Origin of the sequence: Hyphomicrobium nitrativorans NL23 (assembly GCF_000503895.1) — a bacterium.
GTDB lineage: Bacteria > Pseudomonadota > Alphaproteobacteria > Rhizobiales > Hyphomicrobiaceae > Hyphomicrobium_C > Hyphomicrobium_C nitrativorans.
The window spans coordinates 1,384,590-1,398,465 of the sequence record NC_022997.1 but is presented as its reverse complement, the minus strand read 5'-3'; the positions used below and the strand labels follow the sequence as shown (position 1 = coordinate 1,398,465).

The window sequence follows — 13,876 nt, the reverse complement described above, 5'->3', positions numbered from 1 at the left end:
TCGTGGCCATCAAACCTGCGGCGGAACAAATGCGGCCTGCAGCTTGGCACACACCGCATGGCGCGGACAGCCGACGAGGTGATCGTTCACCATCCCCGTCGATTGCATGAACGCATAAACCGTCGTCGGACCGACGAAGCGGAAGCCTGCGCCTTTCAACGCTTTCGAGAGCCGCTTCGAAACATCGGTCGCAGCCGGCACGTCACCGAACGCGGCATGGCGATGGGCGCCGGCCTTCCCGTCCACCGCGTTCCAGAGAAACGACGCAAGCGTCTGCGTTTTTCGCAGCTTGAGATAAGTCTTCGCGTTGTCGATGGTCGCTTCGATCTTCAAGCGATTGCGCACGATCCCGGCATCCGCCATCAGCCGCGCCACGTCGCGCTCCGTGTAACGCGCGATGCGCGCCGCGTCGAACCCATGAAACGCACGCCGGAAGTTGTCGCGCTTCTTGAGGATCGTGATCCACGAAAGCCCGGCCTGAAATCCCTCCAGCACGAGCTTTTCGAACAGCCGCACGTCGTCCGCGTGCGGCACGCCCCATTCCTCGTCGTGGTAGCGCGCATAGAGCGGATCGTCGATCCCGACCCACGGGCATCGTTCGAGTGCCGCCTCGGCCTTGCGCGATGTCATGCGGCAACCTCGATGCGGAACGTCGCGAACGACGGTACTTCGACGCGCACATCCGTGCCGCCGGCAGTCAACGGAATGCCGTCGCGGATCGCTTCCGCGACGCGATCGATCCGCACCAGCGCCAGCCCGCGCGACCCTGCGACGGAGCCCAGTCGTCCGATTTCAACCGTACCGATAGCGACGGGCACAGGCTCCCTCGGCAACGCAGCATCCGCCACCACCGTCACAACGCGCTTCCTCACCGTCGTGCGATGCTGCATCCGTGACACGACTTCCTGCCCAACGAAACAACCCTTGGTGAAGGAAACGCCGTTGAGCTGATCGAGCAAGGCCTCGTGCGGAAACGTATCGCCGAACGCAAAATCGCGCCCGCCTTCCGGCACGCCGAGCCCGATGCGGTGCGCATGATACGCATCGGAAGAGATTTCCACGCCTCCCACAGCGGCAGCAAGATCGCCCGCCGTCGTCCCCGCGCGCGCGATCACGCGATGGCCCAGCGCAGAAAAACGCGGATCCGCATAAACCTGCACACCAGACGGCGCTCCGTCCTCCAGCAGGGGAGCACCACCCCAAACGGCGCCCGCAACGAAATCCGCCGATGCGTCGCGGATCTCGACGGCGGCGCGCAGCTTGTAGATCGCAAGCCGCTTGGCGAGTTCCCCCGCACGGGCCCGCAGCGTATCGAGCAGAAAACCGTCTGCCGTCTTCACCACGAGAAAGTCGAACAGGATCTTGCCTTGCGGCGCAAGCAACGCCGCATAGAGCGCAGGCGCCGCGTCGAGCACCGACATCTCGTTCGTGATCAAGCCGCCGAGCAGCTTCTCGGCGTCCGGCCCCGTCACAGAAACGAAACCTCGGTCTTCCAGAAGTGTCGCATACGTCATGACGACCGCCCCTCAGGCACTTCTCTGCCTCGTCCGGTGCTGGCCCCTGTCATCAGACGCCGGCGGCGCGCTTCTTCGCGGGCGCGGCTTCGTCCATCGCGCTTAACCCCGCCATGGCGGTGATCGGCTTGGCGCAGGCCCACTCCGCCACCGCGTCGATGTCGTAGAAACGCGTCGCCTCCATCAGCATCCGGCACTCGGTCCAGATGTCGCCGTCCACCATCGGCATGAAAAGATCGTGCACGTTGTCGACGCCGAGATAGCAACGCACGCCCGCATCCCGCAGCTTGACGTACGGAGCGATGGAGTTGTGCAGCGGACCCGACATCGGAAGCTGCTTCATGCTGAGCGCCGCCGACGGACAGATGATGATGCCAAGATCGGCTTCGCGCACCTTCTCGATGATGCGGTCCTGCTCGCGATCCTCTTTCGCGGAGAGCGAGATCGCATGCACGCCGAACACGCGCCCCTGCATCCCGTGCTCGATGGTCTTCTCGGCCAAAAGCTCCGTCTCGTTTTCGAGCGGATTGTTCTCTTGGTCGATGTGCACATCCACAGGCTTGCCGAGCTTCTTGGCGAGCGAAAGGATCACGTCGAGATGCTTCTCCGGCGTCGGCCGGTCGCGCGACGGCAGGCCGCCGCAATAGTCGGCAAGCTCGCACGCTTCCGCATACTGCGCAAACGACGCCGGATCGAGCACGCCCTGAAGCGGCTGCACACCGACCTCGAAGTGAATGCGGTCCGCATAGCGCTTCTTGACGTCCATCGCCGCCTTGATCGGCAACAGCCCCACGGTGCTGTCCGCATCCACCATGGTGCGGCAGTACGTGACCCCCTGCTGGATCATCATCTCCAGGCCGCGGCTGATCCGCTCGACGAGGTCGTCGTGCGTGTAGTTCTCTTTCAGATAGCGGTAGAGTTCCCACTTCTTCTGCATATCGACCTGGCTGAGGCGCAGGTTCTCATGCGTAATCAAATAGGCCTTGTCGAAATGGGCGTGATGGTTCGCAAGCCCGCCATGCTTCTCCGCCGCGGCCAGGAAGCGCAAGCGCAGGTTCCACGGCTCGCTGTCGTCCGCCAGGCGGTAGCGATAGGTGCCCCGCTCCGCGTCGATGATAATCTGTTCGAGCGTCGCGATGCCGACATCAGCGTCCGTGATCAGCGGAATGCCGTTCTCGATCGACAATTTGCGGATAAGGCGCGCATCCGACCCCTCGTCGTAATCCTCGTCGCCCGTCAGCACGTTGATGACGAGGTCGAAGCGGTTCGCCTTGAGAAAGGACAGAATGTTTGGCGAACGGCCATCGGTGATCTTGTGGATCTCCGTACTGTCGATGCCGTTCTCCTTGAAGAAGCGGTAGGTACCCGGCGTTGCGTAGAGTTCGACATCGAGCGTGAGGATGCGCCGAACCGCGGCCAGCATCCGCTTCTTGTCTTCGCGGCGGCCCGCACTGATCAAGATGTTCTTGCGGCGCTGGCGGCCGAGCAGCTTCAGGTTGAAGGCCAGAAGCTCAAGGGAGATCGCGTTATTGCTCATGTGTCCTGACCTCGTGTGTTCCGATAAGCGCTGTCTGCGCGACTTATCCCGGCGGACATGAGCCCGCGAGGTGGTCAGAATCGCAGCTTATTGCACTTGGCTGCCGCGTACCACCGGATTGCGGCGGCCGTCCATGGCCCGGCCGGAAGATCCGGACGAAGCGACACCGCTCCGCCACAGCGGCCGACCTCGATACGCGAAATGGACGAGGCGGATCACCGCCCCGTCCAGAATTAAGAAACGCGTCAGGCCTCGTTAGATCGCCTGATCGTCCGCAGCGTCGGCCGGCTCTGCCGCTCCGGCACCGTTCTCCCCGGCGCCCGTGTCCGCATCCCCGGCTGTCGGAGCAGGGCTCTCGACAGACACCTCCTGCACGGCGGGCTGCTTGGGCTTGGACCCACCCGGCGGCGTCGCAGGGCCGGACTTCGGCAGGCTGCGCATCACGTAAACCGGCGCTCCTGCATCGACGAGACCGGCCAGATGCACCACGTGCCCATTATGCATCCGGAAGCAGCCGGACGAGGACGCCGTGCCGATGGAACGCGTCTCGTTGGTGCCGTGGATGCGATAGAGCGTATTGCCGAGATAGATCGCCTTCGCGCCGAGCGGATTGCGGACGCCGCCCGTCATCTTGACCGGCAGACGCGGATCGCGGCGGCGCATCTCTGCCGGCGGATGCCAATCCGGCCAGCTCTGGACGCGGGAGACACGCTCCATGCCCGTCCACGTGAAGCCCTGCCGCCCCACGGCAACCGGGTACACATAGGCGCTGTTCTGCGAAAGTGTGTAGTAGAGCTTGCGGCCCGCAGTATCGATCACTACCGAGCCCGGCTCGAATCTGTTGTCGAAGGAAACGCGTTTGGGCGACTTCGGGCTTATGGACGGACGGCCGCCACCCTGTGCCAGCTCCGCACCGCGCGCCGCCTGAGGCGCTGCTGGCGCCGCGCCAAGAAACGAGGGGGAGCGGCTGGTGGGCGGACCGCTGCCCCACATGCCGTATTGGCTGAGCCCCTGCGCCGAAACGGGAGCGGCGCTCCCGACCATCAAAAATCCCGCACCGAGAACCAACGCAGAAACACGAACACCCGACATCATCACAAACCTCTAACCGCTAACCGAAACGCATCACCCCGGCGAGGAGATCGCCCTGAACATAGGCCCACTTTGCTCAACCTTCCACCCGTCCACACGCCGCAGCAGAACACGGTTGAATTTTATGGGAAATATCTCGTTCCGAATTGACCCTCTCGTTCGGAGCGCAAGCCTCACCTACTCGTAGCGCCGGAACGCCAGCCAAGTTCCATCGGCCCCGATCGCAATCCGCCACCAGGGCCACTTTCCGCCCTTACGGATCGCCTCCGCCGTCTCCGCCGGAACAAGACGCAAGAGATCGACCGTTTCCGTCGATGTCAGTGTGTTGCCCGGCACTTCCGCGAGATAGGGCCAGACATAGACGAACGTATTTTCAGGATCTTTGCCGATTGCAAGCCGCGCCGGCGGCAGCGCGAGAAGGTTCGCGGCAATCGCGAGCACTTCGAGGCCCGCACCATCCCGCGAGAGACGTTTCCAGTGGCCCACGTGATCCGCATCCGGTCCAGCGCCGAAGTCCACCGGCCTGCCGCTCCTCGCCTCGCTCCAACGGGCCGCTTTGTCCAGATCCGCGAGCGCACCCGCATGGATCGCCGCGAGAATGTCCTCCCGCATTTCGATCACGCTTTCCGGAAGCTCGCCGTGAAAGGCCCGTTCTTTGATCGCAGCGCGATCCTGGACAGCAGGTTCGGCCGCAAGCGCGCGAGACGAAAGACCATCGCCATGGACATCACCCAGGACCACGGCTACCAATAGGGCCGAGGCCAGAGTGCCGATCCAGCACGGTCGGCGCATCCGACGGATCGCTTGGCCGAGCCCTGTCGGCGCGAATGCCACCAGAGGCGAGGAACATCCTGCCGCAACGTGCGTCGGCACAACGCAAGCGCGTGTCGCAGGCCGCGAGAAATGAGCGTATCGCGTCCCCTCGAAATCAGACCGCTGCGTATCATATGTCATAAGACGCTCGCGTCCCCTTCCATGACCCGGAGAACCGGGTCTCCCATTTGAGGTGCAATGCCGGACTTCGATCAAGCGCTGTCGCCGCGGTGGCGCACATGCAGCTAGTGCCCAATCTCTTCATCATCCCCGTTGGCATCGTGATCGGGGTGCTTGTCGCGGCTCCCGTAGGCCCCGTCAACGTCCTCTGCATCCAACGCGCCATCGAGCGCGGCTTCTGGGGCGGAGTGGCCGCCGGCATCGGCGCGACGTTGGGCGATGGGCTGATCGCACTGTTCGCAAGCCTCGGCGTCGGCGCGATCTCGGGCGCCATCGAATACCACCGCCAGACGATCCAGATCGTGGGCGGCCTTGCACTCGTTCTAGTCGGGATAAAACTGTATCTGGCGCCTCCCATCATTGCGACGGTGGAGGCGGAAATCGACGGCTCCGCCACACTGCGCGACTACGCCTGGGATATTCCGAAAACGTTTTTTCTCACCATCACAAATCCCGCCGCGGTGCTGGGTCTGTTTGCGATCTTCGGAGGCGTATCGACGTTCGTGGATGTCGACAGCGTTGTCGACGCGCTCACCATGGTAGCGGCGATCATGGGTGGAAGCCTGATGTGGTGGCTCGGCCTCTCGCACCTGATCGGCCGTCTGCGCCACCGTTTCAGCCCGGTCCACCTCGCCTACACGAACCTCGTCGCAGGCGCCCTTCTGATCGTGATCGGCGGACTGCTCATTGGCGAGCTGGCGGTGGCGTGGCTTCAGGCCTGATCCCTCAAGCCGAACACCCCGCGCGACCGGCGTTCCCAGCGCGTGCGCCTTCAGGGACCTACTGCAGATTGCGGTCGAGCGTGAATTCGCCCAGGTCGATCCGCTGTTCGAGCCCGCACGCGAGCTTCTTCACGGCGTCTTCGCCGTAAAGCGAAACGAGATCCGTCAGCGCGGTGAACAGCGCGGCGTAGGCCATCTGCTCGGGCGCAACGCCGCTCTCGGTCCCTTCGTCCCACGCCGCCAGAATGAGGCTCAGGGCGCGAAAACTCAGATCCTCAGACGATTTGAGATCGATATGCGCTGTCATGTCGGTCCTTCCCCCAGAAGCCTAACGCGAGAGACGGGCCCCCTCGCCGCGCGACTCTCTCCATTCCCGAGCGTACACCTAGCACGCGGAGAGCGCCCGACCAGATGCTTAGACAATTCACAGTAAACTCGCTAGAGTGACATTGATTTTTGTTAGTAAGATATCAATGCGCTAACGGATCGTTTTCATGTGAGCAGCATGAAACGCTGCGCAATTTGATCTCGCGCCGGAGTTAGCGCGCGTTCTTCACAAGCCCATCGCCGATCTCGATTCCTTCAACCAAGAAGCGCTCGATGGAAGATTGCGCGGTTGGCGTGCACGTTGCATACGTGCGCCGATAGCTGCGATAGCCTTGATTGAAGCTACGCGTAAGACGTGCCTTCCGCAGCGCGGTCGCGCCCTCGGTATCGAGAAGCTCCTTCATCCTGTCGCGCCAGAGCTGACCGTCGTCGGCGCTGCACAACTCGCGCAGATAGTGCACCGCGCCCAGAATCTCCGCGAGGCGCAAAAGCTGCTCGTCATAAGGCTTCGTATCGGCGGTTTGCGCCCGAACAGGATCGGCACCGGCCAGCGCGAAGGCCCAGGCGCCGACAAGAACCGCAGCAATCCCAAGCACGACACGCCGAAACCGCCCGCGAGCGGGACGCCCCCAGGGCTCGGAGGAAATGACGGATGGCACTGTGAGGACCTGCATCGGCTTCGCTCTCGTCTAAGTCCCGAGTTTAGCACCGATTCTGACCGCCGGATGACCGTATGAACCGTCCGCGCCAACCCGGCAATTTCGCTGCATTTACCACGTTTTCGGGGCAAGTCCGCTCCCCCTCGCCGCACGGCCAGGAACAGGCTATCCTCTTCGCGGGGATACGCACAGGCACCCGGCGGACGACGATCCGGCCGGACATGCTGCCTGAGTTCCGGCAAACTGAATATGGGGGTATCCCGCCGGCAGTGCGTAACGGGGAGTAGAGTGGGATGAGTTATCGTGGCGACGATCTGGATCTGAGAACGCCTCAAGCGGCGCCGTCGGATCTAGCCCTCCCGCATGGCGGAGAGATGTTCGCACCCCCATCGCGGTCGCGGTCGGGTGCCAACGCACGCAGCGGCCCCATCTGGGTCGACCAGACGGCACTCGATTGCTGCAATCACGCCTTTGAAGTCGCCTCCGCCCATCGCGCACTCGAAGTGCGCTTGGAACACCTGATCTACGCGCTCACCCGCGTGCCCGAAGCTGCGGATGCCTTCGAGGCGCGCGGCATCCGCGCCGTTGCGCTACGCCGTGAAGCCGCAACCGTCATCGCGACAGAAATTCCGGCAGACCCCGGCAGCGGCAAGACATTACCAAGCCGGACCGACGCGCTGGAGGAAGTCTTGAGGCTGGCGTCGGGCATCGCCTATCGCCGCCAGGCCCCAGTCAACGTCACCGACATTATCCGCGCCCTGTTCGACAGCGACGCAGAATTCACGAGCCTCAAGCGCCTGCTCGGGCGGCTCCAACAGGCCCAGCCCGTCCATGCCGGGTTCGACGACGGCATCGTCCGCGAGCGCTTTCGCCCCGCGCCGTCACCGCAGCCCGCTCAAGCCTCGCCGCAGCCCCAGCGCACCCACGAACTGGCGAGCAGCGGCACGGCGGAGACGCACACGCAAAGTTCCCGGATCGACGCCCTTGAACAGTCGATCCGCAATTTGACGAACGAATTGGCAGACGAAAGAAAAACAATATCGGGAGTGCTGCACGACCTGCAGCGAGAGCTTATGGCCCAGCGCGAAGACACGACAGCCCGCCCCGGCGGCCTCACTCAGGACAAGATCCAATCGGTGATCGGTGATCGGTTGCAAAGTTTGGAGCAGGCCTTCCTCTCCGCCCGCACACCGCCGAACGGTGAATATCAGGAGCGCATCCAGGAGCGCCTCGCAACCATCGAGCGCACGCTGACGGCGGAGATCGTACAGACCCGCACGGCCATCGAGGCGCTCGCCTCCCGCCCGGGCCCCGACCTCGCCCCGCTGGCGCAACGCATCGCCGTCATCGAGGATGCCGTCCTCTCGCGCGAAACGGATCACCGCCTCAAGGCGCTCGAAATTGCCGTCGAGGACGAGCGCGAGCGGGCCAAAGCCGCGGACGAAGCCCTGCTCGACGCCCTCGCACGCCAGCCCGACACCGATCTCGACGCACTGATCGAGCGGATCGAGGCCAGCCGCTCCGCCACCGCCGAGGATCTCGCCCAGGCGCGCGAACGCATTTCCGCGCTCGAAAGCGCGCTCGGCGAACACGCAACTCGCTCCGAGACCGCCGATGGCCAAACCGCCGAAGACCTCGGCTCCGTAAGCGACAGCCTCTCCGCCGTGCGCGACACGCTCGCGCTCGAATTCCTCAACACACAGGACGGCGTCGGCAAGCTGACGGAAACGTTCTCGAACGAGCTGAGCGAGCTGCACATCGGTCTCGCCAAGGTCAACGGCAACCAGCACACCATCGCCACCGCGCTCGACGCCCAGGCGCAGGACGCGGCCAACGCGTTCGGCATTCTCGCCACGCGCATCGACAGTCTGGAGAAGGCAACCGCCAAGCCCGTCGAGATGCTGGACGCCCTCTCCGGCACGGTCGAGCGGATGCACCGCGTCACCGTCGAGCGCTACTACCGCCGCAACCGCTTCTGGTACTGGCTGTTCGGCACCGACGACTGGCTCGCGGCAAGCTGGCCCTCGCAGTCGGCCCGTATCGCCGAAGAGCTGCGCTCCATCCGCCGCTGAGCCTTTCCCGTCCTGAAAGCCGCCGTACAGCGCCCGCAAACTTGTCCGCATCGCGGCCGTGCATGCGAAGCATGGCCGCCATGAGGCCCGGATGGCGTTGTGCGTTGGCGAGCCGCTTGCCCCGATTTACGTCACACCGGCGAAGGCCGGTGCCCAGATGCGTCTCCAAGTCCACGAAGGCTTACGACGGCCCGGAGATCCTCACGCCTGCCCGCGCTTGGCCCGCTGCACGGCCAGCTCCAGCGCTTCGAGAAACCGCGAGCGGTCCTTCGGCGTGAAAGACGCGTTGAACCCGCGGCTCTCGCCGGTCTCCCGCAAATGCTGCTTGAGGTCGCGCATGGCAAGCGCCATGCCGATGCTCGCATCCGTGAACGGCTTGCCCGTGGGCCCAAGCGCCTGCGCGCCGGCCTTGAGGCAGCGCGACGCGAGCGGAATGTCGGCCGTGATCGCGATGTCGCCCTTGCCGATCCGCTCCGCGATCCAGTCGTCGGCGGCGTCCGCACCCTCCGCCACGATGACGCGTTGAACGTTCGGCCCTTCCGGCAGCCGCATCCAGGCATTCGAGACGAACGCGATTTCGAGATCGTGCCGAACGGCCACGCGCAATGCCTCGTCCTTCACCGGACAGGCATCGGCGTCAACGTATATCATGGTCTATTTCTTCTCCGGAGCGACGACGCGGATCGAGAGTTCCCGAAGCTGCTTCGGCGTCACGTCCGAGGGCGCGCCCATCAGAAGGTCGGCCGCCTGCTGGTTCATCGGGAACAGCGCCACGTCGCGCACCGTGGGCGTGCCGGTCAGCAGCATCACCATGCGTTCGAGACCCGCCGCCATGCCGCCGTGCGGAGGCGCACCATACTGGAACGCGCGATAGAGACCGCCGAACCGATCCTCCACCTCGGCCTGCCCGAGACCCGTGATCTCGAACGCCTTCACCATTGTCTCCGGAATGTGGTTACGCACCGAGCCGGACGCGATCTCGTAGCCGTTGCACACGACGTCGTACTGGTTCGCTTTGAGCGCCAGCAGGGCGTCGCGCCCTTCCGCTTCCGCGGCCTCAAGCGCAGCCCGACCGCCCTTCGGCATCGAGAACGGGTTGTGCGAGAAGTCGATCTTCTTCTCTTCCTCGTTCCACTCGTAGAACGGGAAATCGACGATCCACGCGAACGCAAAACGCCCTTCGTCGACGAGCTTCAACTCGCGTCCGACTTCGTCGCGCGCGAGACCTGCGAACTTGTAGAAGCGCGCCGGATCGCCCGCCGTGAAGAAGCAGGCATCGCCCGTCGCTAGCCCCATCTGCTCCTGGATGGCGGCCGCCCGCTCCGAGCCGACGTTCTTCGCAATGGGACCCGCGCCAGCAGCACCCTCATCCTCACGCCAGAAGATGTAGCCGAGACCGGGTTGGCCTTCCTTCTGCGCCCACGCATTCATGCGGTCGCAGAACGCGCGGCTGCCGCCGCCCTTGGCCGGGATCGCCCACACGCGGACCTTCGGGTCCTTCTCGATCATGCCCGCAAAGACCTTGAAACCCGACCCGCGGAAATGCTCGGTCACGTCCTGCATTTCGATGGGGTTACGCAGATCCGGCTTGTCGCTGCCGTACTTCGCAATCGCAGTGTCGTAAGGAATGCGCTGCCAGTCCGTGTCGACGCGCTTGCCGTCGGCAAACTCCTCGAACACCCCCGTCATGATGGGCTCCATCGTCTGGAAGATGTCCTCCTGCTCGACGAAGCTCATTTCCACGTCGAGCTGGTAGAACTCGCCCGGCAGACGGTCGGCGCGCGGGTCTTCGTCGCGGAAGCACGGCGCGATCTGAAAATAGCGGTCGAAACCCGATACCATGAGAAGCTGCTTGTACTGCTGCGGCGCCTGCGGCAGCGCGTAGAAGCGGCCCGCGTGAATGCGGCTCGGCACCAGGAAGTCGCGCGCGCCTTCCGGCGAGGACGCGGTGAGGATCGGCGTCGGAAACTCGTTGAAGCCCGCCTCGTGCATCCGCTGGCGGATCGAGCGCGTGATCGCGAGCCGCCTCATGATGATCGCGTGCAGCGTCTCGCGCCGGAGATCCAAAAAGCGATAGGTGAGACGCAGGTCCTCCGGATAGTCCGGCTCGCCGAACACCGGCACCGGAAGCTCGCGCGCTTCGGACAACACCTCGATCTCGCTGGCGTAAACCTCGATCTCGCCGGTCGGCAGCTCCGCGTTCGTCGTGCCTTCGGGGCGCTGACGGACCAGGCCGTCGATGCGGATCACCCATTCCGAGCGCACCGCTTCCGCCGTCTTGAAGGCCGCGCTATCGGGGTCGGCCACCACCTGCGTCAACCCGTAATGGTCGCGCAGGTCGATAAACAGAACGCCGCCGTGATCGCGCACGCGGTGCACCCACCCCGAAAGACGCGCCGTCGCGCCGATATCGGCCGGCCGAAGCGCCCCGCACGTGTGGGACCGATAGCGGTGGAGCGCGCCCCCCGCCTTGCCTTCACCTGCTGCCGATGTCTTCGCCGCTGCCATGTGCCGAAACCTGTCTCGAACCCCGCGTAAAGTTGGCGGACAAGCGCATGGAAGAGGCCCAAAAGTCAAGGCTCGGGGCGGCTGGGCTGAAGCGGGCCGTGCTGAGAATGGCCGAAGAGACGAATGCCTCTGCCCTGGGGGCCTGGCGCCCCTCGGAGACGTGGCGACACCGACACGCGCCCCGCGTCTTAAGACGCGAACAGCATGATCATCCAACCGACGATCGAGGCGAGAAAAAGCGCCGCGCTGATCTTGAGCCGCTTCGAAACGTCCCGAAACGAGCGTTCGACAGCCCCAAGCTCCGTTAATCGGCGGCTTACGGACTCGAAATCGCGAAAAGCCTGATAATCGCCCTTCGAATTTCCGTCGATCGCGTCAAATCTCGATTTGAGATAATCAAATCGCCGCGAAAGCTCATCCAGTTTCGAAGTCCGGGATTTATACTCCCGATCGATAAATTCGGAAAATCTACGGCTGCGCGCCGCCTCGTCGCGAAGTTCGGAAATGTCGCCTTTTACGAGTTGCAGATCGCGACCGAGAGATTTGACCTCGATGACAAGCTGTTCGAGCTTGATCGAGGTCTCGGCGACGAAGGTGTCGCGCGCGATGAGCTGAACCGCGGGGCCGGGCGACGCCCGCTCAAACGCTTGTTTCTCGGAGAGATAAGTATGCAGCGCCGACGACCGTGCTCTGACGGTCTTCTGCCTGATGAGTTCCAGCACGCCAAACTCCTACGCGGCCCACCGCGGCCGCCACGCTGAAAGCACGCTCGGCGGCTGAGCCGCCACACCGAAACAACCGGGCGGATCGACAAAGGAAATGCAGAGATCGACGGAAGCGCTCATAAGGGAATCCGATCGGCAATTGCCCGCCAAATCGACGGCAACTCCAAAAGACCGCTTATGTTCGGTATCCGCGAAAGAGATCGAGCCGCGCCAGGACAATTTTATACATCAATCCCGATTTCCTGACTAGATGTCGCACCCGATGAAATCGCACTCTTGCAAAATTTTTCGTGCGCCACGCGGGTCCGAAACCGGGCGCGGCCCGAAGACGCGGAAGGATGCTGGATAACGAACCGTTAACCGCGGCAAGCCCCCGCGCGAGCCATGAAGAAGAAGCGGAAGAGTGGCGATGCTGCGACGAATGCACTGGCGGCATCCGCCTGGGCGAGTCTATATACGTCCCGCAATGCACGTCATTACCTCCACATCCGATCTCTCCGACACCTGCTCCAGGCTTGCCGATGGCGACTTCGTCACCGTCGACACGGAGTTCATGCGCGAGCAGACTTTCTGGCCGGATCTCTGCCTGATCCAGCTCGCCAATGCGCGCGAGGAGGTCATCGTCGATCCGCTCGCGGACGGCATCGACCTCGGCCCCTTTTACGAGCTGATGGCGAAACGCAACGTCGTGAAGGTGTTTCACGCCGCGCGCCAGGACATCGAGATCGTCTACTCGGAAGCGGGCCTCATCCCGGCGCCGGTATTCGACACCCAGGTGGCCGCCATGGTCTGCGGCTTCGGCGAGAGCGTGAGCTACGTCAACCTTGTGAAGAAGGTCACGGGCCGCGACCTCGACAAGAGTTCGCGTTTCACGGACTGGAGCCGCCGGCCGCTCTCCGACAAACAGCTCATCTACGCGCTCGGGGACGTCACCCACCTGCGCGACATCTACACGTATCTGCGCACCGAACTCGCCACCACCGACCGCGCCTCCTGGCTGGACGAGGAAATGGCCGAGCTGACCGACCCGGCCACCTACGAAAGCCACCCCGACAACGCCTGGCAGCGCCTCAAGATGCGGGTGAAGAACCGCAAGGCGCTCGCGGTGCTGATGGAGCTTGCCGCCTGGCGCGAGCGCATGGCCCAGACGCAGGACGTCCCGCGCGGGCGCATCCTCCGCGACGAAGCTCTCTACGACATCGCCAACCAGCTTCCGACCTCGACGGACCAGCTCTCGGAGCTACGCACGCTAAGCGAAGGCTTCTCCCGCTCCCAGCGCGCGAAAGACATTGTGGATGCCGTGCGCCGCGGCCTCGATCGCGACCCCAAGACGGTGCCTCCGCTTCCGCGCAATCAGCCGCTCTCCGCCGAGGCGACCGCAATCATCGAATTGCTGAAGGTGCTACTCAAGGCCGCCGCCGCCCGTCATCGTGTCGCGCCCCGCCTCATCGCGGGCTCCGAAGACCTTGAGCGGATCGCGAGCGAAGCCGAGCCCGACGTCCCAGCCCTGAAGGGCTGGCGGCGCCAGCTTTTCGGCGAGGACGCGCTGCGGTTGAAGCGCGGCGAGCTGGCGCTCACCCTCTCCAAGGGCGAGGTGCTGGCCATCCCAGTCAACGGCCGCTGAGCGGCCCCGCTCTCGCCTCCCTGTCATCCCGGAAAGGCGAAGGCGCGTCTATGCTTGCGTGCTTTCAGCACGACCCGAAGCCTTATCCGGGACCCAGCATAAA

General features: G+C 64.0%; 13 protein-coding genes. 3 read left to right on the top strand and 10 right to left on the bottom strand.

Going from position 1 to position 13,876, the window contains the following annotated elements; genetic code table 11:
• Window positions 1–9 precede the first annotated feature (9 nt).
• The 5 genes from W911_RS06460 to W911_RS06440 form a co-directional block, all read right to left on the bottom strand.
• Window positions 10–630, bottom strand: coding sequence for a DNA-3-methyladenine glycosylase I (locus W911_RS06460; protein ID WP_023786725.1), 621 nt, complete (start codon window positions 628–630; stop codon window positions 10–12).
• Complete coding sequence (gene ygfZ / locus W911_RS06455; RefSeq protein WP_023786724.1) at window positions 627–1,514, bottom strand: CAF17-like 4Fe-4S cluster assembly/insertion protein YgfZ; 888 nt, start codon at window positions 1,512–1,514, stop codon at window positions 627–629. The genes W911_RS06460 and ygfZ overlap by 4 nt, the downstream gene beginning before the upstream one ends.
• A gap of 52 nt (window positions 1,515–1,566) precedes the next feature.
• Entirely contained in the window at window positions 1,567–3,051 is a 1,485-nt protein-coding gene (locus W911_RS06450) for an amidohydrolase family protein (protein ID WP_023786723.1), read from the bottom strand.
• 255 nt (window positions 3,052–3,306) lie between these two features.
• A complete protein-coding gene (locus W911_RS17245; RefSeq protein WP_244438624.1) occupies window positions 3,307–4,143 on the bottom strand; it encodes a L,D-transpeptidase in 837 nt (278 codons plus the stop codon).
• Window positions 4,144–4,320: 177 nt separating this feature from the next.
• Window positions 4,321–4,935 (bottom strand): hypothetical protein, encoded by a 615-nt coding sequence (locus W911_RS06440; RefSeq protein WP_144083544.1) that lies wholly within the window; start codon window positions 4,933–4,935, stop codon window positions 4,321–4,323.
• 260 nt (window positions 4,936–5,195) lie between these two features.
• Here W911_RS06440 and W911_RS06435 point away from each other — a divergent pair, with 260 nt between their 5' ends.
• Window positions 5,196–5,858, top strand: coding sequence for a LysE family translocator (locus W911_RS06435; protein WP_023786720.1), 663 nt, complete (start codon window positions 5,196–5,198; stop codon window positions 5,856–5,858).
• Between the two features lie 58 nt (window positions 5,859–5,916).
• Here W911_RS06435 and W911_RS06430 read toward each other — a convergent pair whose 3' ends face one another.
• Both W911_RS06430 and W911_RS06425 read right to left on the bottom strand, forming a co-directional pair.
• Window positions 5,917–6,165, bottom strand: coding sequence for a hypothetical protein (locus W911_RS06430; RefSeq protein WP_023786719.1), 249 nt, complete (start codon window positions 6,163–6,165; stop codon window positions 5,917–5,919).
• A 232-nt stretch (window positions 6,166–6,397) separates the two neighbouring features.
• Window positions 6,398–6,859: a TIGR02301 family protein gene (locus W911_RS06425; RefSeq protein ID WP_023786718.1), complete on the bottom strand. Its 462-nt coding sequence runs from the start codon at window positions 6,857–6,859 to the stop codon at window positions 6,398–6,400.
• A 278-nt stretch (window positions 6,860–7,137) separates the two neighbouring features.
• Here W911_RS06425 and W911_RS06420 point away from each other — a divergent pair, with 278 nt between their 5' ends.
• Window positions 7,138–8,916: a Clp protease N-terminal domain-containing protein gene (locus tag W911_RS06420; protein ID WP_023786717.1), complete on the top strand. Its 1,779-nt coding sequence runs from the start codon at window positions 7,138–7,140 to the stop codon at window positions 8,914–8,916.
• Between the two features lie 201 nt (window positions 8,917–9,117).
• Here the strand turns inward: W911_RS06420 and W911_RS06415 are convergent, their stop codons facing one another.
• From W911_RS06415 to W911_RS06405, 3 genes are all read right to left on the bottom strand, one after another.
• Window positions 9,118–9,567: a YaiI/YqxD family protein gene (locus tag W911_RS06415; RefSeq protein WP_023786716.1), complete on the bottom strand. Its 450-nt coding sequence runs from the start codon at window positions 9,565–9,567 to the stop codon at window positions 9,118–9,120.
• 3 nt (window positions 9,568–9,570) lie between these two features.
• Window positions 9,571–11,424, bottom strand: coding sequence for an aspartate--tRNA ligase (aspS, locus tag W911_RS06410; protein WP_023786715.1), 1,854 nt, complete (start codon window positions 11,422–11,424; stop codon window positions 9,571–9,573).
• Between the two features lie 188 nt (window positions 11,425–11,612).
• Window positions 11,613–12,146 (bottom strand): hypothetical protein, encoded by a 534-nt coding sequence (locus W911_RS06405; protein WP_023786714.1) that lies wholly within the window; start codon window positions 12,144–12,146, stop codon window positions 11,613–11,615.
• Between the two features lie 469 nt (window positions 12,147–12,615).
• Between W911_RS06405 and rnd the strand changes: the two genes are divergently transcribed.
• A complete protein-coding gene (rnd, locus tag W911_RS06400) occupies window positions 12,616–13,773 on the top strand; it encodes a ribonuclease D (protein WP_023786713.1) in 1,158 nt (385 codons plus the stop codon).
• The last annotated feature ends 103 nt before the right edge of the window (window positions 13,774–13,876 follow it).